The organism is Spirillospora sp. NPDC049024 (assembly GCF_040649235.1).
GTDB lineage: Bacteria > Actinomycetota > Actinomycetes > Streptosporangiales > Streptosporangiaceae > Spirillospora.
Genome location: NZ_JBEZFD010000014.1, coordinates 93,815 through 114,036, shown reverse-complemented (window position 1 = coordinate 114,036; position 20,222 = coordinate 93,815). Strand labels below are relative to the sequence as shown.

Annotated in this window: 17 protein-coding genes; 13 read left to right on the top strand and 4 right to left on the bottom strand. The window is 73.9% G+C overall.

Features of this window, described 5'->3' with window-relative positions; translation table 11 throughout:
• Positions 1 to 24 precede the first annotated feature (24 nt).
• The 6 genes from AB0C21_RS25570 (at position 25) to AB0C21_RS25545 (ending at position 7,277) form a co-directional block, all read left to right on the top strand.
• Positions 25 to 381: an STAS domain-containing protein gene (locus tag AB0C21_RS25570; RefSeq protein WP_149261123.1), complete on the top strand. Its 357-nt coding sequence runs from the start codon at positions 25 to 27 to the stop codon at positions 379 to 381.
• 180 nt (positions 382 to 561) lie between these two features.
• Complete coding sequence (locus AB0C21_RS25565; RefSeq protein WP_500207457.1) at positions 562 to 1,818, top strand: M16 family metallopeptidase; 1,257 nt, start codon at positions 562 to 564, stop codon at positions 1,816 to 1,818.
• Positions 1,815 to 3,179, top strand: a complete 1,365-nt coding sequence (locus AB0C21_RS25560; protein WP_500207455.1) for a M16 family metallopeptidase — start codon at positions 1,815 to 1,817, stop codon at positions 3,177 to 3,179. The genes AB0C21_RS25565 and AB0C21_RS25560 overlap by 4 nt, the downstream gene beginning before the upstream one ends.
• Before the next feature lie 454 nt (positions 3,180 to 3,633).
• Entirely contained in the window at positions 3,634 to 5,325 is a 1,692-nt protein-coding gene (locus AB0C21_RS25555; protein ID WP_500207454.1) for a sporulation protein, read from the top strand.
• A 178-nt stretch (positions 5,326 to 5,503) separates the two neighbouring features.
• A complete protein-coding gene (locus tag AB0C21_RS25550) occupies positions 5,504 to 5,929 on the top strand; it encodes a VOC family protein (RefSeq protein ID WP_500207701.1) in 426 nt (141 codons plus the stop codon).
• Positions 5,930 to 6,398: 469 nt separating this feature from the next.
• Entirely contained in the window at positions 6,399 to 7,277 is an 879-nt protein-coding gene (locus tag AB0C21_RS25545; protein WP_500207453.1) for a hypothetical protein, read from the top strand.
• Here AB0C21_RS25545 and AB0C21_RS25540 read toward each other — a convergent pair whose 3' ends face one another.
• The 3 genes from AB0C21_RS25540 to AB0C21_RS25530 form a co-directional block, all read right to left on the bottom strand.
• Entirely contained in the window at positions 7,278 to 8,546 is a 1,269-nt protein-coding gene (locus AB0C21_RS25540) for a hypothetical protein (protein ID WP_500207452.1), read from the bottom strand. It abuts the gene before it with no gap.
• Positions 8,547 to 8,585: 39 nt separating this feature from the next.
• Positions 8,586 to 9,458 (bottom strand): hypothetical protein, encoded by an 873-nt coding sequence (locus AB0C21_RS25535; protein ID WP_500207451.1) that lies wholly within the window; start codon positions 9,456 to 9,458, stop codon positions 8,586 to 8,588.
• A 129-nt stretch (positions 9,459 to 9,587) separates the two neighbouring features.
• Positions 9,588 to 11,993 (bottom strand): SpoIIE family protein phosphatase, encoded by a 2,406-nt coding sequence (locus AB0C21_RS25530; protein ID WP_500207450.1) that lies wholly within the window; start codon positions 11,991 to 11,993, stop codon positions 9,588 to 9,590.
• A gap of 199 nt (positions 11,994 to 12,192) precedes the next feature.
• Here AB0C21_RS25530 and AB0C21_RS25525 point away from each other — a divergent pair, with 199 nt between their 5' ends.
• The 7 genes from AB0C21_RS25525 to AB0C21_RS25495 all read left to right on the top strand — a co-directional run bounded on the left by AB0C21_RS25525 (position 12,193) and on the right by AB0C21_RS25495 (position 18,670).
• Positions 12,193 to 12,915: a TetR/AcrR family transcriptional regulator gene (locus tag AB0C21_RS25525; RefSeq protein WP_500207449.1), complete on the top strand. Its 723-nt coding sequence runs from the start codon at positions 12,193 to 12,195 to the stop codon at positions 12,913 to 12,915.
• A 461-nt stretch (positions 12,916 to 13,376) separates the two neighbouring features.
• Entirely contained in the window at positions 13,377 to 13,982 is a 606-nt protein-coding gene (locus AB0C21_RS25520; protein ID WP_149261133.1) for a sigma-70 family RNA polymerase sigma factor, read from the top strand.
• A 259-nt stretch (positions 13,983 to 14,241) separates the two neighbouring features.
• The gene (locus tag AB0C21_RS25515) at positions 14,242 to 14,634 is read left to right on the top strand and encodes an SSI family serine proteinase inhibitor (RefSeq protein ID WP_160161006.1); all 393 of its coding nucleotides are present in this window, start codon (positions 14,242 to 14,244) and stop codon (positions 14,632 to 14,634) included.
• A gap of 138 nt (positions 14,635 to 14,772) precedes the next feature.
• Entirely contained in the window at positions 14,773 to 15,171 is a 399-nt protein-coding gene (locus AB0C21_RS25510; RefSeq protein WP_500207700.1) for a CBS domain-containing protein, read from the top strand.
• 82 nt (positions 15,172 to 15,253) lie between these two features.
• The gene (locus tag AB0C21_RS25505; protein ID WP_500207447.1) at positions 15,254 to 16,027 is read left to right on the top strand and encodes an ANTAR domain-containing response regulator; all 774 of its coding nucleotides are present in this window, start codon (positions 15,254 to 15,256) and stop codon (positions 16,025 to 16,027) included.
• Between the two features lie 113 nt (positions 16,028 to 16,140).
• Positions 16,141 to 18,111, top strand: a complete 1,971-nt coding sequence (locus AB0C21_RS25500; RefSeq protein WP_500207446.1) for a SpoIIE family protein phosphatase — start codon at positions 16,141 to 16,143, stop codon at positions 18,109 to 18,111.
• 52 nt (positions 18,112 to 18,163) lie between these two features.
• Positions 18,164 to 18,670 carry a DUF6328 family protein gene (locus tag AB0C21_RS25495; RefSeq protein ID WP_500207444.1) on the top strand — a complete coding sequence of 169 codons (507 nt, stop codon included), beginning with the start codon at positions 18,164 to 18,166 and terminating at the stop codon, positions 18,668 to 18,670.
• Positions 18,671 to 18,742: 72 nt separating this feature from the next.
• On the opposite strand, the gene proS is transcribed toward AB0C21_RS25495, so the two are convergent.
• The gene (proS, locus tag AB0C21_RS25490) at positions 18,743 to 20,191 is read right to left on the bottom strand and encodes a proline--tRNA ligase (RefSeq protein ID WP_353818151.1); all 1,449 of its coding nucleotides are present in this window, start codon (positions 20,189 to 20,191) and stop codon (positions 18,743 to 18,745) included.
• Between the last annotated feature and the right edge of the window lie 31 nt (positions 20,192 to 20,222).

Here is a 20,222-nt window from a genome sequence, read left to right as displayed (position 1 = left end):
GACGCGGGACAGAGAGGAGCACCGGTGGACTTCGCCGTCGAGCATCGCGTCGAGAAGGGCCTCACGGTCGTGAAGATCAGCGGTGAGATCGACGTCTTCACCAGCCCCCGGCTGCGCGAGGCCCTGCTCGACATCATCGACAACGGCGGCGCGCACCTGGTCATCGACCTCGGCGAGGTGACCTTCCTGGACTCCACGGGGCTCGGTGTGCTCGTCGGCATCTACCACCGGCTCCGCGCGCGGGACGGCTCGATGTCGTTCATGGGCGTCAACGACCGGGTGCGGCGCGTCTTCCACGTCACCCAGCTCACCAAGATCTTCGTCCTGCACCGCTCCCTGGAGGACGCCATCGCGGCCCACGAGGCCGCCGCGTCCTCCTGACCCCCGCCGACCTGCTTCGCACGCGCTCGCGCCGTTCGATGGGCGCGGGTTATCCACAGTTTCCGTCGGCGCGCCCCGCGTCGGGCGCACCCGGTACGGTGAGACCGAGATCAAGCCCGCCGCCTGGGGTCCCCCCGACGCGCGGTGCTGTCCGGCCCATCGAACGGACGGGAGCCCTCCGTGGCAGAACAGCCGCTGCATGAGCACACGCTCGGCAATGGCCTGCGCGTGGTGGTCTGCGAAGACCACGTCGTACCTCTGGCCGCCGTGAACATCTGGTACGGGGTGGGCTCGCGGCACGAGCGGGCCGGCCGCACCGGGCTCGCCCACCTCTTCGAGCACCTGATGTTCCAGGGCTCGGCGAACGTGGCCGAGGGCGAGCACGCCGCACTGCTGGAGAGCGCCGGCGCCGCGTTCAACGCCAGCACGTCCTTCGAGCGCACGAACTACTACGAGACGGTGCCGGTCAGCCATTTGGAGCTCGCGCTCTGGCTGGAGGCCGACCGCATGGGCACGCTCCCCGCCGCGCTGACCCAGGCCAACCTCGACAACCAGCGCGACGTGGTGAAGAACGAGCGGCGCCAGCGCTACGACAACCAGCCCTACGGGACGGCCTTCGAGCGGCTGTGCGCGCTGACGTTCCCGGAGAGCCACCCCTACGCGCACACCCCGATCGGCTCCATGGAAGACCTGGACGCCACCACCCTCGACGACTGCACCGACTTCTTCGCCACCTGGTACGCGCCGGGCAACGCCGTCCTGTCCGTCGTGGGCGACGTCGACCCCGCGAAGACCCTGGATGCCGTCGAGCGCTACTTCGGCGGCATCCCGGCCGGTCCGGCCAGGCCCGCCGCGCGGCCGGGCGAGCTCGGGCCGCTGAGCGGCGTCCGCGGCGAGTCGCTCGACGAGGAGGTCCCCTCCCCCGCCTACTTCGCGATGTTCACGCTGCCCACCGACGGCGGCGACGACATCGAGGCCGCCGAACTCGCGGTCGAGATCCTCGGCGGCGGCTCCGGCTCCCGCCTCTACGACCGGATGGTGCGGCGCGACCAGATCGCCACCGAGGTGTGGGCCGGGGTCACGCGGCTCGCGTCCGGCCCGTCCCTGGCGATCGTGGACGCCGTCGGCCCCGAGCCCGAGAAGATCGCCGCCGTGCTGGACGAGGAGCTCGAACGCTTCGCCGCGCAGGGCCCCGACGACGACGAGACCGCCCGCGCCACCGCCCAGGCCGAGCGCGGCTTCCTGGAGCAGACCGAGACGGTGACGGGCCTCGCCAACGCGCTGTCGCAGAACGCGACGCAGTTCGGCGACCCGGCCCGGGTCTTCACCGCCCCCGGCCGCGCCGCCGCGGTCACCGGTGACGCGATCAAGGAGATGGCCGGCCGCTGGCTGGCCCCGGGCGCCCGCACCGCCCTGACCTACGGAGGCACCTCGTGAGCAGCGGCCTTGCACTGCAGCCCCGTCCCGTCCCCGGGCCCGTCCCGGCCTGGACGTTCCCGGCCGGCACGGCGGGCCGCGTCCCGGCCGGCCCGGCCACGCTCCGCTGCGACCTGCCCGGCCGCCGGCTCGCCGCGGTCCGCCTCGTCCTGCACGCGGGGGCGGGCCGCGAGCCGTCCGGCCTCGACGGCGTCGCCACGCTGGCCTCCCGCGCCCTGCTGGAGGGCACCGAACCCGGCGGCGGCACCGCGCTGACCGCCGCGTTCGAGCGGCTCGGCGCCAGCCTCTACGCGCACGCCGACCTGACCGCGCTGCGCGTCGCCCTCGACGTCCCGACCTCCCGCCTCGGCGATGCCCTGGAGCTGTTCTCCTCGGTGGTGCGGCGCCCGGCGCTCGACGACGCCGACGTGCGCCGCCTCGTCCGCGAGCGCCTGGAAGAGATCGCCCAGGACGACGCCGACCCCGGCACCCGCGCCATGCGCGAGCTGCGCTCGGTCATCTTCCCGGCGCAGGCCAGGGCCTCCCGCCCGACGGGCGGCGGCCGCGAGTCGGTCGGCGCGCTGCAGGGCTCGCACGTCCGCGACTTCTACGGTTCCGTGGTCCCCGCGGAGGCGACCGCGGTCGTCGCCGGCGACCTGTCCGGCACGGACGCCGAAGGCGCCCTCACCGCCGCCCTGGAGGGCTGGGCGGGGGCGGGCGGGCCGCTCCCCACCGCCGACCGGATCATGCCCGAGTCCGCGGCCCGGATCGTCGTCGTCGACCGGCCCGGCTCCGTGCAGACCTACCTCAGCTTCGGGCACGGCGTCCCCGACCGCTCCCACCACGACTGGCCGTCCCTGATGGTCGCCTCGCACGTCCTCGGCGGCGGGCTCACGTCCCGCCTCAACGCGGTCCTGCGCGAGGAGAAGGGCTACACCTACGGCATGCGCGCCGGCCTGCTCCGGATGCGGCACTGCGGCCTGTTCATCGCCCAGGGCGCCGTCCACACCGAGGTCACCGCCGACGCCGTCGCCGACGCGCTGACCGAGCTGCGCGGCGTCGTGTCCCGCGGCATCGACGCCGAGGAGCACGGCTCGTCCGTCCGCGCCCTCGCCGACCGCGCCCCGGCCGAGTACGAGACGGCCCGCGCCGTGGCCGCCGAGCTGGCCGACGTGTCCGCCAACGGCCTGGGCGCCGACTACCCGAGCGCCTACCTGGCCGCGGTGCGCGCCTCCACCCCCGACGGGGTGGCCCGCGCCTACCGCAAGCACATCGACCCCGAGGCCCTCACCGTCATCGCCGTAGGCGACGCCGCCCAGATCCGCGAACCCCTGGAGAAGCTCGGCTACGCCACTGTGACCGTCACCCCCAAGGAGGACTGACCCCACGCGCGCGTCGATGGGGTGTCGGCGCGGGCGGTGAGGTAGCGGTCGAGGACGACTTTGCCGAGATGGCCGGTGGAGCCGGTGAAGGATGTTCCTGACGGCGTAGTCGTCCAGGAGGAACCGGACGTCGGCGACGGAGAGGTCCTGGAGGTCGTCGGCACCCCAGACCTTCCCGCCGGCACGTAGTGAGAGCGGGCCATGACGGCCACGATGGGCGCCTGCCCGCCCAGGCCGGGGCCGCGAAGGGCGAGGACGCGGCGACCTCGCCGGAGACGCCGGGCGCACCGCTCGGGGCAGATGGGCGGTTGGGGTGGGAAATTCCGGGTTGGCGCCGGAGCGGGTGAACCGGTGGCATGGTTGAGGGTGTCTAAGGTGCTGTGCGCGCGGCCCGGGCCGTGCGTGCGGTGTGCGCGGGGCATGTCGCCTCGCGGGCGGGAGAGGGGAACGGCCGGTGTCCTACGGGCAGATGGCGGGCGGCGGGCCGTCCGTCGACACGATCCTGGCTGAGCCGAACTGCAAGCCCGGCGGGGTCGTGGCGGGCAAGGTGCATCTGCGCGGCGGGGCCGGACCCGCGGAGATCCGGCAGGTGACGCTGGCGCTGATGCCGCGCATGCAGCACCACGGGGGCGAGACGGCGGGGCCCGAGGTCTACCGCGGCGCCCTCACCAGGGGCTTCCGGCTGGACGCGGGCGGGCAGCGCGACCTGGCCTTCTCCATCCCGCTGCCGTACGAGCTGCCGTTCACGACCGTCCTCGGCCACGAGCTTCCCGGCTTCACCATCGGGATGTGCACCGAGATCGACGTCGCGGGCCAGCCCGACCCCGGCGACATCGACCCGATCTCGGTGGAGCCGCTGGAGTCCCAGCAGTGGGTGCTCGCCTCGATCGCCCGGCTCGGCTTCCAGATCACCAACGTGACGTTCGAGTCGTCCAAGCTTCGGGGCGTCTCCCAGCAGCTGCCGTTCCACCAGGAGATCCACCTCAACCCGCCGCAGTCCTTCCAGGGACGGATCGACAAGGTCGGGCTGAGCTTCGTCGCCAGCCCGCGCGCCATGGCCTTCGTGCTGCGCGCCGAGGACCGCGACACCCCGCAGGACGAGTCGTTCGGGGTCTTCCAGGTGGCGCACGGCGAGGCCGCCGAGACCGACTGGAACGCCAAGATCAGCCAGTGGCTGGAGGCCGCGGCCGCGCTGCCCCGGTCGTCCCGGCCCGGCTCGTCGGCCCAGGGCGGCGCCATGCAGCAGGCGCCGCTGCCGCCGCCCGGCGGCCCCTCGACGTTCCCGCCGCCCCCGCCGTCCCCGGCACAACCCGCGGCGTCCTACGGCGGGCCCGGCGAATACGGATCGCACGGCAACGCCCAGTTCCCGCCTCCGGCACCGGCACCCGGGCAGCAACCGGCACCGATGGCCGGTTCCGGTTACGCACCGACCCCGTCCGCCATGCCCCCGGCACCCGGACACGGCTTCCCCCCACCCGTGCATTCCCCCATGCCCGGCCACGGAATGCCATCCCACGGAGCACCGCCTCCGGCCCCCCACAGCGCACCCCCGCACGGCGCACCGCCCCACGGGGCACCGCCCCACGGGGCCCCACCCCACGGGGCGCCCCCGCCTCCCGCGCCACCGCACGGAACGCCGTCCCACGGGGCGCCACCGCACGGAATGCCGTCCCATGGGGCGCCGCCTCCGGCACCGCCGGGGCCCGCGCCGTACCCGCCGCCCGCGCATGGCGGGCCGCCCCCACCCGCGCCGCCCGGGCCCGCGCCGTACCCGGCCCACGGGCAGCCGCCGCCGGTGCACGTCCATCACGCTCCGCCCGGCTACCACGGGCATCGCCACCTCGGCCACGGCGCCGCCGCGGCCGGCCTGGTCGGCGGCGCCGCCGCGGCCGGGATCGCCGGCGGCATGGCCTTCGGCGCCGTGGACGCGGCCGGATACGCGCAGAACGTCGCGGGCTACGTCGCCGGCGCCCCCGTGGACGCGTTCGGCAACGCCCTCGCCGGATACGCGGGCAACGTCGCCGGCAACATGATCGCGGACGCCGCCGGCGGCGTGGCCGGAGACATCGCAGGCGACGTGGCAGGCGAGCTGGCCGGCGGCGCCGCCGAAATCCTCGGCGGCCTCCTAGGCGGCCTCTTCGGCTGACCGCGAGCAATTCCGACGCGGCGCTGGGCTGGGCCCCGGGTGATGGGGTCAGGGGCGGGTCTCCAAAACTCGCCATGGTCCGGGTGTCGAGAATGTGGTGCCGGCTCCGTCCCCGGTACACCAGCGGCCAGGATTGGCCGCGCGACGGAGAGGGAGAACCGCTATGGCGATTCAGCGGATGGACAACGTCGGCATCGTCGTCGACGACCTGGAGGCCGCGATCGCGTTCTTCGTGGAACTCGGCATGGAAGTGGAAGTCAAGGCGCCGATCGAAGGCCTTTGGGCGGACCGCACCGTCGGGCTCGACGGGATCCGCAGCGAGATCGCGATGATGCGGACCCCGGACGGCCACGGCAAGCTGGAACTGGCGAAGTACCACGCACCCGCGGCGGTCGGCGGCGGCGCGAAGAACCCGCCGCCCAACACGCTGGGCCTGCACCGTGTCATGTTCGCCGTCGACGACATCGACGACACCATCGCCCGGCTGCGCCCCCACGGCGCCGAACTCCTCGGCGAGGTGGCCCGGTTCGAGGACAGCTACCGCCTCTGCTACCTCCGCGGCCCCGAGGGAATCATCGTCGCACTGGCCGAGCAACTCGGCTGACACCCCCACCCGAGCCGCCCGACCCGGCCGCATGACCTAGACGCCGCTCGCCATACCGGGCCCCGCGTTCGGCGACTGCCGACCGGCTTGGGCGTGAGGCAGCGCCAGGTCGTGCGCGGCAGACCCGGCAGACCCGGCAGACCTAGCGGACGCGGCGGACCCGGCAGACCGGACCGGCGGACCCGGTGGGCGCGGGGCCCTGCGGCGGGGGGCGCGACTGGGTTTCTCGGATGCCTTCCCGGCGCGGTCGGCCCGCGGGTCCGCGTGAGGGAAGGTGGGGGCGGTGGCTTTTGCAGGGGGCGGCCGGGACTTTGGTTCTGGGCGTTGTTCGGGTGATCTTGGGGGTAGCCGGGGGGACGGTGGGGTAAAGGAAAAAGGGGCGTTTCGGACGGGATCCGCTGCGCACTCGGCCAATCCGGCCGGGGGTGGTTATCGTCGTGAGCGCGCAGCCTGCTTCCCGAGGAGTCACATGACCACCGTGATCCTGGTTCTGCTCTGCCTCGCGATCGCCGGGCGCGAGCTCTACCTGGCGTCCGACAAGCGGTTGCCGCAAGCCCAGGCGGAATTGCGGAACCTGCGGAAACAGCTGACCGAGCTCGCGCGGGACCACGACGTGCTCAAACGGGTGGTCGACGAGGCGACCGAACCGGTCGGCATTCCGATCCCGCCGCCGCAGGCCGAGGCGCCGTCCGACATCGAAGAGCGGCTGGAGTCCGTCAACGGGCGGGTGGAGCGGCTGGAGAAGCAGTTCGGCGATCTGTCCGACGAGCTGGCGGGCGTCGACCTCGACCGCGATTCGCACCGCGCGCTGGCGCGGACGCTCGACGCGGTGGAGCAGGACGTCCAGGAGCTGCACCGCGAGATGCTCGACCGGCTCGACCGGGAAGAGGGCGTGGTCACCGGGGTGCTGCTGAGCGAGGAGGGCGAGAGCGAGGCGCTGCTCGCGGAGGCCTACGAGCAGTGCGCCGCCGAGTGCGGGCTGCGCATCCGGGTGCGCGACCAGCGGTCGGCGCAGGCCACCGGCACCTATTGGGGCACCGTCTACCGGATGTCCGGGCGGCGCCCCGACGTCCTCGCCGAGGACCTGTTCTCCTACGTGCGCGGCCTGTTCGACCCGAAGGACGGCGCCGCGGTGACCGTGCTGCTCACCGAGCTGGCCTCGCTGCGGGGCGGCGGTGTCGCGCGGTTCGGGTCGTTCGCCGTGGTCAGCACCCAGAGCGCGGTGCTCTGCGGCGTGCTGCCGGACGAGGGCGAGCCGCCGACCGAGCCGTGGCGGCTCGTCGAGCACATCCGCGGGCTGCCCGCCGATCGGCAGCGCGACCTCACCTGGCTGCGTTCGGACGACTGATCAGGGGCGGACGAACCGGGGCGCTCCGTCCGTCCGATCCACCCTGAACGCCAGCAGGCATCGCGGGACCCGGGCCGCGTCGATCTGGAGGCACAGGCCCAGCCCGAGGTCCGGGTCGACGACGACCACGCGCCGCAGGGCCCGCAGCGCGCGCCGCGCCCGGATCCGCGTCTCGGGGCGGCCCGCCTCGCGCACCGTGCCGGTGACGACCCGGCCCGCGTAGCGCCAGAGCGCCACCGAGTCGAGCACGCGCACGCCCGCCGACGTCAGGTTCGCGACGATCACGACGCCGCTGTCGTCGTCCTCGGTCGGGGACGGGGACGGCAGCGCGCCCTCCCCCGGCAGGTCGCGCGGCGCTCGCGGGCCGGCGACCGCGCGGTGGTAGCGCAGCGGGTCCAGCGTGTCGATCACGAACGCCCCCGCGTACGGCCTGGAGGCGCGCGGCGGGCGCGTCAGTCCGGGCGCCGGGGGCCACACCGCCCGCACGCCCAGGCGGGCGCTGAGATCGAGCACGATGCCGGCGTCGTCCAGCCACGCCGGGACGCCGAGCTTGGCCGCGGCCGTCCGGTCGAGGGCGTCCATGGTCTGCCACAGCTCGTCGGTGCGGCGGGAGAGCGTCGACGCCATCCCGAGGCCGGGGAACGCGCTCTCCAGCACGGCCAGCGTCGCCCGCCACGTGGGGCTGCCCGCGAACTCCGCCACGAACGCGTCCGCCATGGCCCTGCGCCGCTCGGGGTCGGCCATGGGCCCGGGCCGCTGCGGCGGTTCCCACTGCTGGACGGGAATGTCCGGCGCGGTCACCGAGGGCGGCTCTACGGACAGCCCCTTCCCAGGCAGGAACGGCTCGTCGTCGCTTCGCGCGTGCCGCCCCGTGGGGGCGGGCCCGGCCTCCTGGGGCGTCCAGGACTCGCCCGGCGGCGTCTCGCCCAGGCCGAAACCGGGAGGCGTCTCGCGCGGTGTCCACAGCGGGTCGTCATGGGCCGCCGGTGTCTCGGCGGGCAGCGGGGCCGGCGGCGGCACCGCCGGCGCGTGGGCGGTCCAGGGCTCGTTCGCGGGTTCCGGCGGCGGCTGGACGGGGACCCAGTCGGACGGCGGCTCCGCCGGCTCCTCCGGGGCCGGGTCCGGGGCGGGCTCCGGGGCGGTCCGCTTGCCCGCCACGTGGACGTCTTCGGGGTAGGGGCCTGGACGGGGTGCGGGCTCGGGGCCGGCCTCCTCGGGTCCGGGGTCTTCGGGCTGAGGGGTGCGACGGTCGCGCGGGCCGAATCTCACGATGTCGATCCTGCGCTGAGATCAAGATCATCGGCAAGCTCATCCGGGACCGAACAGCGCGGTGCACAGGGATCGGAGGCGGTCCGGGCCGTCCTCGGCGGGCAGCACGGTGAGGACGGGGTCCGGGGACGGGTCGTGGCGCAGCCGCACCTCCACCTCGCGCCGCGCGGGCTCGTCGGCGCCCTGAGCGGCGGCGATGTCCCGCAGACCCACGGGCACGACCTCGGGGATCTCGACGACGAGGGGCTGCTCGCCTGCGGGGAGCTCGTCGAGCCAGAGGTCGAGTACGTGATGGGCGAGACCGTTCAGCAGGCGCCCCCAGGGTTCGAGGAGGCTCGGCGGGACGTCCTCGGTCTGGAGCTCGGGGAGGCCGAACCTGGCAAGCCCCTTGGTGGTGATGTACGCACCGTCACGGCCGGTGGTGTGCGGGAGGAGCATCCAGTCGGTGAGCCGGACGGTGCCGTCCGGCCCCGGAAGGGAGCGGAACAGCCGGTCCCTTGGTAGGACCTGCGGCGTGAAGACGTCGACCACCGGGGCGGACGCGGCGGCGCCGACCGCGCCCGCGACGGCGCGGGCGGCCCACTCGTGCGCGGGCGGCCGCCCCGGCCGGTACGCGGCGCGGACGGCGAGGACGTGCGCCGCGGCGGCGACGGTGTCCACCTCGGACGGGGCGCCGCCGTACGCGGCGAGCAGGTCGGCGGGCAGCGGCGGGAAGTCTTCCGCCGGGCGCTGGTCGAGGGTGAGCATGGGGCTGCCGAGCATGCCGAGGACGAGGTCACGCAGGGGCGGCGAGGTGCGCCGCGCCACCTCCTCCCGGGCCAGCGCCGCCGGGTCGCGGATCGGCTCGGCGAGCGCCACGGCATAGGTGCCGTAAAGCGTCTCGGGGACCGGCAGCGTCAGCTTCTCACCCAAATCGTCCCCCGGTGGGCCTCGACGAACGGCGACACCTTCGATCAGAACGAAGCGGACGTTGGAAAGTATCTGGCGCGAACGGGACACTTACCTCCCAAACCCGCGACCCGCTCCCCTGGGGTGGCGGCTTCAGCGGGGTGGGACTCGTTGTTCGAACCAGACGACCTTGCCGCCCTCGGTGCGGTGGGTGCCCCAGCGGGTGGAGAGGTGGCCGACGAGTTGGAGGCCGCGGCCGGACTCGTCGGTGGCGTCGGTGTGGCGCAGGTGGGGCATGTCGGCGCCGTCGTCGTGGACCTCGCAGAGCAGCGTGCGTCCCTTGATCAGGCGGAGGCCGACCGACCCGGCGCCGTGGACGAGGGCGTTGGTGACGAGTTCGCTGACGAGCAGGCGGGCGGTGTCGGCGAGGTCGTCCAGGCCCCAGCCGGCTAGCCGGACGCCGACCTGCGCGCGGATCCACGGGACGCTGCCGGGCACGGGTTCGAGCTCCCAGGTGACGACGTCGTCGAGGGGGATGCCGTCGAACCCGACCGCGACGATGGCGATGTCGTCGGCGGGGGTGGGCGCGGCGAGGCCGTCGATCAGGTCGTCGCAGGTGCGGTCGAGGTCGCCGGACGCCTCGGCCAGCCGGGCGCGCAACTCCTCCAGGCCCGCGTCGATGTCGCGGTCGCGGCGTTCCAGGAGGCCGTCGGTGCACAGCACGAGCTGGGACCCGTCCTCGACCTTGAACTCCGTCGTCTCGAACGGCTCGCCGCCGACGCCGACGGGCACGCCGGGCGGGACGGGCAGCACGCGGCTCTCCCCGTCCGCCGCGACGAGGACGGGCGGGACGTGCCCGGCGTTGGCGACCGTGCACCGCCGCTCGACCGGGTCGTAGACGGCGAACAGGCAGGTGGCGAGGTAGTCCTCGCCGAGGCGGCGGGCGAGGCCGTCGAGCTGGCGCAGCACCCGGTCGGGCCGCATGTCCTCGGCGGCGAGGGTGCGGACGGCGGTGCGCAGCTGGCCCATGATCGCGGCGGAGGTGAGGCCGTGCCCCATCACGTCGCCGACGACGAGGCCGAGCCGGCAGCCGGGCAGCGGGATGGCGTCGAACCAGTCGCCGCCGACCTGGGCGGCCTGCCCGGCGGGCCGGTAGCGGTAGCGGACGCGCGCGCCGGCGACGTCGGGCGGGTCGTCGGGGAGCATGCTGCGCTGCAGCTCCTCGGCGACCTGGACCTCGCGCCGGTACAGCCGCCCGTTGTCGACGCAGAGCGCGGCGCGCCGGGCGAGCTCGTCGACCATGGCGAGGTCGAGCTGGTCGAACGCGTGCCGGTCCTTCTTGCGGAGCAGCATGAACGTGCCGAGCACCCGGCCCCGCGCGATCAGCGGGACGACCAGCAGCGCGCGCCCGGCGAACAGCGGCCGCGGGTCGCCGGCGCCGAACGCGGCGGCGAGCCGGGCGGCCTGCCCCTCGTCGACGCGCGGGATGTGCACGGGCCGCCCGGTGCGCATGGCCTGGACGAACGGGGTGCAGGACGGCAGGGAGAGCGGCTCGTCCTCGGGGACGGCGTCGTCCCAGCGCCCGGGCTCGTCGTTGTGCGCGACGGCGACGCGGCGCATGGGCGTGGTCTCGTCGACCTCGTCCGCGGGCGGGGCGGAGTCGGCGACGACGCTTTCGAGCAGTTCGACGGCGGCGAAGTCGGCGAGCCGCGGCACGAGGACCTCGGCGAGCGTCCGGGCGGCCTGCAGGTGGTCGAGCGAGCTGCCGATCTGCTCGCCGGCCGCGCCGAGGAAGGCGAGCGGCTCCATCGCGTGGGGGAAGCCCCGCCGGGTGCGCGGCGGGAGGGCCGCCGGCGTGCGCGGCGCCGGCCGGGGCAGCGGGACGGTCGGCGCGGCGGCCGGGGCGGCCCTGGTCTGCGGGACGAGGGGCAGCCGGAGGGTCAGGCCCAGCGACACCGCCGGGCAGCCGAGGGCGAGCACCTGCGAGGCGATCGTCCCGAACTCGGCCGGGTCGAGCGCGGGCAGCAGTTCGGCGAGGCGGTCGGCGAACGGGGCCGCGAACGGGTCGGGCCCGTCAGGGGACGGGCCGGCGAGCGTGGGCTCGACCCGCAGCAGCCGGACGGTGGCCGGGCGGCGGGCGGCGCCGTCGGACGGGCCGGGCCCGGCGGGCGGGGCGAGCAGCAGGTCGCCGACGGTGATGCCGATCCCGTCGCGGCGCAGGCTGCGCAGGTCGGCGGCGAGCGCGAGCACCCTGACGCCGTGGTCGCCCGGGGCCCCGTCGATGGGGTAGACCCACCAGCCGATCTCGGCCGGCTCCCCGTTGTCGGCGCGCGGCAGGGTGCAGGCGCCGCACCAGACGTGCCCGAAGGCCTCCGGCTCGAAGGCGCCGCGGTGCTCGCGGGGCAGCCGGAGGAGATCGCCTGGCGGGCGGCCGAGGGCCTGCGGCCGCGCGGCGCCGAACAGGTCGGCGGCGATATCGTCCCAGTGGCTGATGCGGCCGCGGTCGTTCACCATGACGGCCGTCATCCTCGTGACGCCCAGCAGATCCGCGATCACCATGCGGTCCCCCTCCCCCCCGAGCGGACGCCGCCCGAAGCTGCCCGGCAACACGCGGTAAGGGTGAAGCTACATGCTGTGAGGCCGGTTCGCTCGGGAACGGCGGAATACGTCCGAGTGAGCACTCACTCATTCCGTGCGGGCGTGCTAACGTCCACCGGGAAGGCGAGGTGGGACGCGGTTGGCGGCACGGACGGAGCCGATGCGGGAGCGAATCCTGGCGGCGGCGGTCACGGTGATCCAGGCGCGCGGCATCACCGCCGCGACGACCAAGGAGATCGCGCGGACCGCGGGCGTGTCCGAGGGCAGCCTCTACAACCACTTCGCGAACAAGACGGCGCTGTTCGCGGCGGCCCTGGCCGAGGTGACCGGGACGGCGCGCACCGCGATGGCCGGGCTGCTCGGGTCCGTCGGGCAGAACACGGTGGAGGAGAACCTCACCCGCCTGGCGACGGAGATGGTCCGCTTCTACGGCGAGTTGCTGCCGATGACCGGTCCCGTCCTGGCCGATCCGGAGCTGATCGCCTGGCTGCGGGACAACGGCCCTGTGAAGGCGCAGCAGGAGGCCGCCGCCAAGGCGCGCGCCCGTGCCAGGGGCCCCCGGAACGGCGAGCCGCCGCCTGCCGGAGCGCCCGGCGGCCCTCCGGCAGGGCCGCCTGGCGGGCCGACGGCGGGTCCGGTGATGGGCCACGCCGCCCTCATCGGGTACCTGGAGGCCGAGTGGAAGGCCGGGCGGCTGGCGGACGGCGCGCCCCTCCCGTTCATAGCCGCGGCCCTGTTGGGAGGCTGCCAGCAGCACGCCTTCCTGACCCGGTTGGCGGGCCCGGAGACGGTCGCGGCGGGCGCCGGGCTCCCGGCCGCTCCGGAGGAGTTCGCCGCCGCGCTGGTCGAGGCCGTCCTGGCGGGCCACCTCGCCGCCTCCTGACCGGAAGCGGGCATAACGAACCATCGCCCTAGAGGCCGCCTTTACCCAGCGGACGGCCGCACGCCCCGCGCGGTGCGCCCAAGACCGACGGGTCCGGCTCTATACCGGGTGATCAGACCGCTTCGTCCAACTCGCCGCCCGGTGTGATGGACGCCACGTCAGACATGGCAACCTTTTGGCCCGTTCCATGCGTCTTACATGGCAGGAAGACCCACCGGCGGATGGGAAGCGCCCGAAGGGCACGCCCGCGACGTCCCGGGAACGGGGTCGCTCTGGCATCGCCGAAGCGCGCCGAACCCTCGGTCCACCCTCCATGCGAGGCCGAGGCATCACCGAACCCGCCGGGAACGGTGGCACGTACCACTTGACGGGGGGCGGTCAGTCCGCCCGGTCCGCGCGTGCCCCCGACCACGCGCCATGCAACCGGCCCTATCACCGGGGCACTACCACGGGGAGCGACGATGACCGCTGTCACCACGCCCGTCCACCGCAACGCCAAGGGCGACAACGGCCGCGACGCCGACGGCACCGCCACTGAGCGCCGCTACGAGCGCGACGTCCTGCCGCTTGCCGACCCGCTCTACATGAGCGCCGTCCGCATGACCCGCAACAGCGCCGACGCCGAGGACCTCGTCCAGGAGACCCTGGCCAAGGCCTACGTGAACTTCCACCAGTTCCAGGAAGGCACGAACCTCAAGGCGTGGCTGCACCGCATCCTCACCAACAACTTCATCAACACCTACCGCAAGAAGCAGCGCGAGCCCCAGCGCGCCGGCTCCGAGGAGCTGGAGGAGTGGCAGCTCGCGCAGGCCGAGGCGCACGCGTCCGGCTTCCGGTCCGCCGAGTCCGAGGCCCTCGACCGCATCCCCGACTCCGAGGTGGTCGCCGCCCTGCGCGCCCTCCCCAAGGACTTCCGGGACGCCGTCTACCTCGCCGACGTCGAGGGCTACCCGTACAAGGAGATCGCCGACATGATGGGCACCCCCATCGGCACCGTCATGTCCCGCCTCCACCGCGGCCGCAAGCAACTGCGGGCCTCGCTCTCGGAGCACGTCCTCGCGGCGTAGTAGGCGCCTTTCTCCTCCTTCGGGCCTGGCGGCCCTCCCTCGTCGAAAAACGCGGGCGATCGCTGGCATCGCTCCGTCTCGCCTTGCGGCTCGCTGCGCGATCAGGTTCTCGCTTCGCTCGAACCTGCCTTCGGACGCGATCGCAGCCCTTGAAGGCGGTGCGGGTGGCGCCACAGACACAGGTTGTTCGCTTTTCATGCACGTTCTGTTGTTGGGCAGATACCGTGTGCGACGTCCCTTGGAATGTCGGGAGTCGCGTATGTCGAACCTTGTCACCGGGGTCGTCCTCGGGGCGGTGATCGCCCTGATGCCCGCCGCGCATTCCGAGCCCGCCGCGTTCGCCGAGCCCGGAACGTCGTTGCGGCTTTCCGTCACGCATCCGGGCGAGGCCACGTCGGGAACGAGGGCCGTCACGCTCCGTTGCGACCCGCCGGGGGGCGGGCATCCCGAGGCGGCGCGGGCCTGCCTGGAGCTGGACGGGTCCGGCGGGAAGTTCGAGCACCGGCCGGACGGCCGGATGTGCACCGCCGTCCACTCGCCCGTCGTCGTCCGCGCCGAGGGGCGGTGGAAGGGCAGACCCGCGCGCTTCCGGGCCGAGTACGGCAACGACTGCGTCATGTGGTCGCGCACGGGGACCGTCTTCGCGTTCTGATCGGCGCAGGTGGGCGGCCGTTTCGCGAACCGCCCGAATAGGGTTGCCGACCTTGGGTAAGGCGCGCACACACGGCCAGGCGAGCCGTTGGCGAATCGGGAGGATGTGCGTGCCATGCCATCAAGGGTCAGCGACGTGATGACTGCGGCTCCGCAGTCGTTGCCGCTCGACGCGACGCTCTATGAGGCGGCTCGCATCATGCGCGACGAGGGGATCGGCGACGTGCTGGTCACGTACGCGGGACGGCTCTGCGGCCTGGTTACCGACCGTGACATCGTGGTCCGCGCGGTGGCCGAGAGCCGCGACACCTCGCTCACCCCGCTCGGCGACGTGTGCACGGCGGAGCTGACCACCGTCCATCCCGAGGACGACACCGACACGGTCGCGCGGCTGATGAGCGAGCACGCCGTCCGGCGCCTCCCGGTCGTGGACGCCGAGCAGCACCCCGTCGGCATCGTGTGCATGGGCGACCTCGCCCTGGCGAACGGAGACGGCGGTCCGCTCCCCGAGATCAGCAAGGCGCCGCCGAACAACTAGGAATCCCCCCGTGAAGCACCAGGGTCATGCGGCCGTGCAGGCCCCGCCTGCGCATCCCTCTGGGCAGGCTAATCTCGGAAGGGTGACGGCCACCGAACCGGTCCTGACCGACCAGCTCGCGCTGGAGATCGCTCGCCTGGGCATGGTCGGGGAGTCCTCCGACGTGGGCACCCTGCACCGGGTGACCGAGCTCGCGTCGCGCGCCGTGCCCGGGTGCGCGGGCGCCGCGAGCGTGCGCTGGGCGCTCCCGAGCACCCGCGGCGACGCGGGCTCCGCCACGCCCGGCACGCCCGACGCACCGGAGGAGAGCCGGCCCGAGCCGCTGGCCGCCGCGGCCAGCCATCCCGACCTCGCCGAGGTGACCGACCGGCAGCTGACCCGCGGCCACGGGCCGCTCTTCGACGTGGTGGCCGACCGGCGGCCGCTCAGCTCCGACGACATCCTCGCCGAGACCCGCTGGCCCGACGCCATGTCGGACATGCTGCGCCGCGGGGTGCGCTGCTTCGCCACGACCCCGCACCTGAGCCCGCGGGTCCTGGTCACGCTCACGCTTTACGGGGTGACGCCGAAGGCCCTCGGGCACGGGCGGCACGCGATCGCGTCGCTGCTGGTCGCCCAGGGCACCGCGGCCGTCTCGAACAGCCAGCAGTACGACGACGTGCACCGCACCGCCGTCCAGCTCCAGGCCGCCGTCGAGGCCCGCGCCGTGGTCGACCAGGCGAAGGGGATCCTCATGCACGCGCTCGGCTGCGACGCCGACGAGGCGTTCGCCGAGATGCGCCGGATCTCGCAGACCCGCCACGTTAAGCTCACCGCTCTCGCGCAGCGTATCGTCGGTCACCAGGGCCTGCCCTAGGTGCGCTGGCGGAGCATAGGCTGCGCAGAGCGGCCCCGTAGACCGGCGTCCGGCCCGGCGAGGGCGGGAGCCGCCCTGGTTCCACCGTGGTGACGCGGACGAAAGGAGACCAGATGCACGATCAGCCCGACCAGCTCGAGCCCGAGTCCCTGCTGCGGGAGATCTCGGACCTCGAAGGGCGCATCGGCGAGCTGCGCCAGGCCGCCGGCGTGCCCGAGCCCGACCTGCGCGCCACGCTGGACGCGGCGCTGGTCGAGCTGGAGCTGGCGCTGACCGTGCTGCGCACGATGGGCGGCGAGCAGACCGGCGAGCAGGGCGGGTCGGCCGCCGCCGAGAACGAGCGCAGGGTGCTGCGCACGGTCTTCCAGGACGCCCCCGTCCCGCTGTTCCTGCTCGACCGGACGACGAACGTCCGCCGCGTCAACCGGCAGGCGGCCGCGCTGCTCGGCACCTCGTCGGGCTACGTGTCGGGCAAGCAGTTCACGGCGTTCTGCGACATGGCGACCCGGGCGGCCGTCCGGTCGCAGCTCGCGGCGGCGATCCGGACGGGGCGCCGCCGCCGGGTCGGCGTCCGGTTCCTCGGTCGCGACCACCCGATCGACGCCGTGCTCACCTTCGCGCGGGTGTGGATCCGCGGCGAGCCCGACCCGATGATCGTGGTGGCCGCCGGGCCGACGACCACGCCCGCCGACGACGGCGCGACCGAGCCGTCCAAGGGCCGGGCCGCGGGCGCCCCGCGGGCGCGGGCCGCCGAGGGAGGGCCGGGCGACGACGAGGCCGTGGCCACGATCGTGCACCGGATGGACGTCCTCGCCACCGCCAGCGAACTGCTGCTCGACGAGCCGGTCTTCAACGAGACGGTGGCCGTGCGGAGGTGCGCCCGGCTGCTGGCCGCCGAACTGGCGGACTGGGCGTTCATCGACCTGACCGCCCCGGCCAACGGCAACCCGTCCGCGGCCGCGCAGGGCGGCGCGGCGCCGGCGCTGCGCCGGCAGGTCGTCATGGGGCCGGAGGACGAGCGGTCCGTCGAGGCCGCGCGGATGCTGGAAGAGGTCGACCCCACCGAGGACACCCTCCCCCACAACGTGTTCGTCACCCGGCAGAGCGCGCTCCGCCCGCACGTCGAGAACCTCGACGTGCTCGGCATGTGCCCGGACGGGCTGCCCGTCTGCGGCAAGATCGGGGTCACCTCGGTCCTCAGCGTCCCCATCGAGGACGGGGACCGCGCCATCGGCGCGATCACGCTGGCGGCCAGCGGCGAGTACGGCCCGTTCGACCTCATGGACCTCGGCGTCGTGCAGCGTCTCGGCCGCTATTTGGCCCTGGTGATCCGGGCCGCGCGGCTCTACCGGCGCCGCGCGGAGGTGGCGGACACGCTGCAGGCGGGGCTGCTCCCGAAGTCGCTCCCGGCCATCCCCGGGGTGAGCGTCGCCGCGCGGTACCTGACGTCCACGCACGGCTCGGAGGTCGGCGGCGACTTCTACGACGTCTTCCGCACCGAGAACGGGTGGGGGCTGGTCCTCGGCGACGTGTGCGGCAAGGGCGAGGACGCGGCCGCCGTGACGGCGACGGCCCGGCACTGCGTCCGGCTCGCGTCGCGGTGGAAGGCGCGGCCTGCCGACGTCCTCGGGATCGTGAACGAGGCCCTGCTGGACGAGGACCGGTTCGTCACCGCCGTGATGGCGAGCCTGACGCTGGAGACCGAGCGGATCATCGTGTCGCTCGGCACCGCGGGCCATCCGCCGGCGATCGTGGTCCGCGCGGACGGGGTGATCAGGTCGGCGTCGCGCGGCGGCGTCCCGCTCGGCCTGTTCGAGGACTTCGAGGCCGGGCTCGACACGATCGACCTGTCCGTCGGCGACACGCTGATCCTGCATTCGGACGGGGTCCTCGAGGCGTGCGACATGACGCGGCAGGAGTTCGGGCAGGAGCGCCTGCTGGAGGCGCTCGCCGGGCACGCGGGCAAGCCCCCGGAGGAGATGCTCGCGGGTGTGGAGCGGGCGCTGCTCGACTACTGCGACAGCGACCTGCGCGACGACGTGTCCATGCTCGCCCTGCGCGTCGAACCGCCCACGCTCGACTAGAACGTTTCAAGACGCGCGACTGATGGGCGTTTTGCCGGGGTAAACGGCATCCATGAGCGTCGACCCCTCAGACAAGCCCCGCAACGAGACCGAGCACGAGCGGCTGGACCGGCAGCTGATGGAACTCCTCCAGGGCTTCCGGGTGGCGACCACCGGCGTGCAGGTGCTGTTCGCGTTCCTGCTGACCGTCCCGTTCTCCGCGACCTTCGACACGAAGGTCGGCGACCTGGGGAAGGCGCTGTTCTACGTCGCGCTGTTCGGGGCGGGGGTCGCGTCGGTCTGCTTCATCGCCCCCGTCATCCAGCACCGGATCCTGTTCCGGCTCGGGCAGAAGGCGCTGCTGATCCGGCGCGCCAACCGGTTCGGGATCGCCGGGGCCTTCGCGCTGGGCGTCTCGATGACCGCGGCGACCACACTGGTCGTCCAGGCGCTGTCGGACAAGGCGGCCGCCACCGCCGCCACGGTCGCGGTCGCCGTGATCTTGTGCGGGTGGGCGTGGTTCGTCCAGCCGTACCTGACCCGGCGGCGCGCGGAGCGCCGCGCATCGCAGGACGCCTGACCCACCGCGGGCGGGCCCGTCCACGACGGACCCGCCCGGGTGCGGCCGCGGTGGGCGCGGCCGGATGCGTCCTCAGTAGGCGCGGCCGAAGATGACGCGCTTGCCGTAGGCGGACGGGCGGCCGCACTTCACGCAGACGCCGGTCTCCTCGGGCGCATCGGCCGGGATCACGCGCGGGGTCGCGGCGGTCTCGGCCTTGATGTCGTCCTCGCAGGCGGTCTCGCCGCAGTGGAACGCGCGGGCCCAGCCGGTGGCGACCTGCGCGACGAACGCGTCCCAGTCGTCCACCACGGCGGTGTTGTCGTCGCGGAACGCCTCGGCCCTGGCGAGCAGGAACGCCTGGAAGTCGGCGAGCATCCCGGGCAGCACCTCGGGCACCTTGTCGAGCGGGATCTGCTCCTTGCCCTGCCCCTCGACGGTCGGGAGCCGCCGGACGACGGTGGCGACGCCGCCCTCGATGTCGCGCTTGCCCAGCTCGATGCGGATCGGGACGCCGCGCATCTCCCACTCGTTGAACTTGAAGCCGGGCGACAGCTGCGGCCGGTTGTCGTCGACGTGCACCCGGATGCCCATCGACTTGATCGCCGTACCCAGCCGGCGGGCCTCGGCGGCGGCCTGCTCGCCCTGCTCCTTGCGCCCGATCGGCACGATGACGACCTGGTAGGGCGCGAGCCGCGGCGGCAGCACGAGGCCCTTGTCGTCGCCGTGCGTCATGATCACGCCGCCGATCATGCGGGTGCTCATCCCCCAGGACGTGGTGTGGGCGAGGGTGAGCTTGCCCTCCTCGTCCTGGTACTGGATCTCGAACGCCTTGGCGAAGTTGGTGCCGAGGTAGTGGGACGTGCCGGCCTGCAGGGCCCGGCCGTCGCGCATCATGGCCTCGATCGTGTAGGTGCGGACGGCGCCGGCGAACCGCTCGCCGGGCGTCTTCTCCCCCGCCACGACCGGGATCGCCGCGAGTTCGCGCGCCACGCTCGCGTAGGCGTCGAGCGCCCACATCGTCTCGCGCATCGCGTCGTCCTCGTCGATGTGCGCGGTGTGGCCCTCCTGCCAGAGGAACTCGGTGGTCCGCAGGAACATCCGGGGGCGCATCTCCCAGCGGACGACGTTCGCCCACTGGTTGAGCAGCAGCGGCAGGTCGCGGTGCGAGTCGATCCACTTGGCCATGTACTCGCCGATGACCGTCTCGGAGGTCGGCCGCATGATCAGCGGCTCCTCCAGCTCCTTGCCGCCGGCGTGCGTGACGACGGCCAGCTCCGGGGAGAAGCCCTCGACGTGCTCGGCCTCGCGCTTGAGGTAGGACTCCGGGATGAGCATCGGGAAGCAGGCGTTGTCGTGCCCGGCCTCCTTGATGCGCCGGTCCAGGTCGGCCTGGAGCAGCTCCCACACCCGGTAACCGTACGGGCGGATGACCATCGTGCCGCGAACCGGTCCGCGGTCGACGAGCTGGGCCTGCACCACCAGCTCGTTGTACCAGGCGGAGAAATCCTCGCTCTGCGGCGTCACACCTTCTCGACTCACGGCCCCAAGGGTACTGACCATAGGGCCTTAG

What these genes read in the sequence shown, in the direction of transcription:
- AB0C21_RS25530 (WP_500207450.1), bottom strand. Translation starts at nt 11,993, where the DNA reads ATGGTGATCGCGGATCTGCTGGGCGTCACGAGGATGACGGCCGTCATG.
- AB0C21_RS25525 (WP_500207449.1), top strand. Translation starts at nt 12,193, where the DNA reads ATGCGGGAGCGAATCCTGGCGGCGGCGGTCACGGTGATCCAGGCGCGC.
- AB0C21_RS25550 (WP_500207701.1), top strand. Translation starts at nt 5,504, where the DNA reads ATGGACAACGTCGGCATCGTCGTCGACGACCTGGAGGCCGCGATCGCG.
- AB0C21_RS25500 (WP_500207446.1), top strand. Translation starts at nt 16,141, where the DNA reads ATGCACGATCAGCCCGACCAGCTCGAGCCCGAGTCCCTGCTGCGGGAG.
- AB0C21_RS25510 (WP_500207700.1), top strand. Translation starts at nt 14,773, where the DNA reads ATGACTGCGGCTCCGCAGTCGTTGCCGCTCGACGCGACGCTCTATGAG.
- AB0C21_RS25545 (WP_500207453.1), top strand. Translation starts at nt 6,399, where the DNA reads ATGACCACCGTGATCCTGGTTCTGCTCTGCCTCGCGATCGCCGGGCGC.
- AB0C21_RS25515 (WP_160161006.1), top strand. Translation starts at nt 14,242, where the DNA reads ATGTCGAACCTTGTCACCGGGGTCGTCCTCGGGGCGGTGATCGCCCTG.
- AB0C21_RS25495 (WP_500207444.1), top strand. Translation starts at nt 18,164, where the DNA reads ATGAGCGTCGACCCCTCAGACAAGCCCCGCAACGAGACCGAGCACGAG.
- AB0C21_RS25520 (WP_149261133.1), top strand. Translation starts at nt 13,377, where the DNA reads ATGACCGCTGTCACCACGCCCGTCCACCGCAACGCCAAGGGCGACAAC.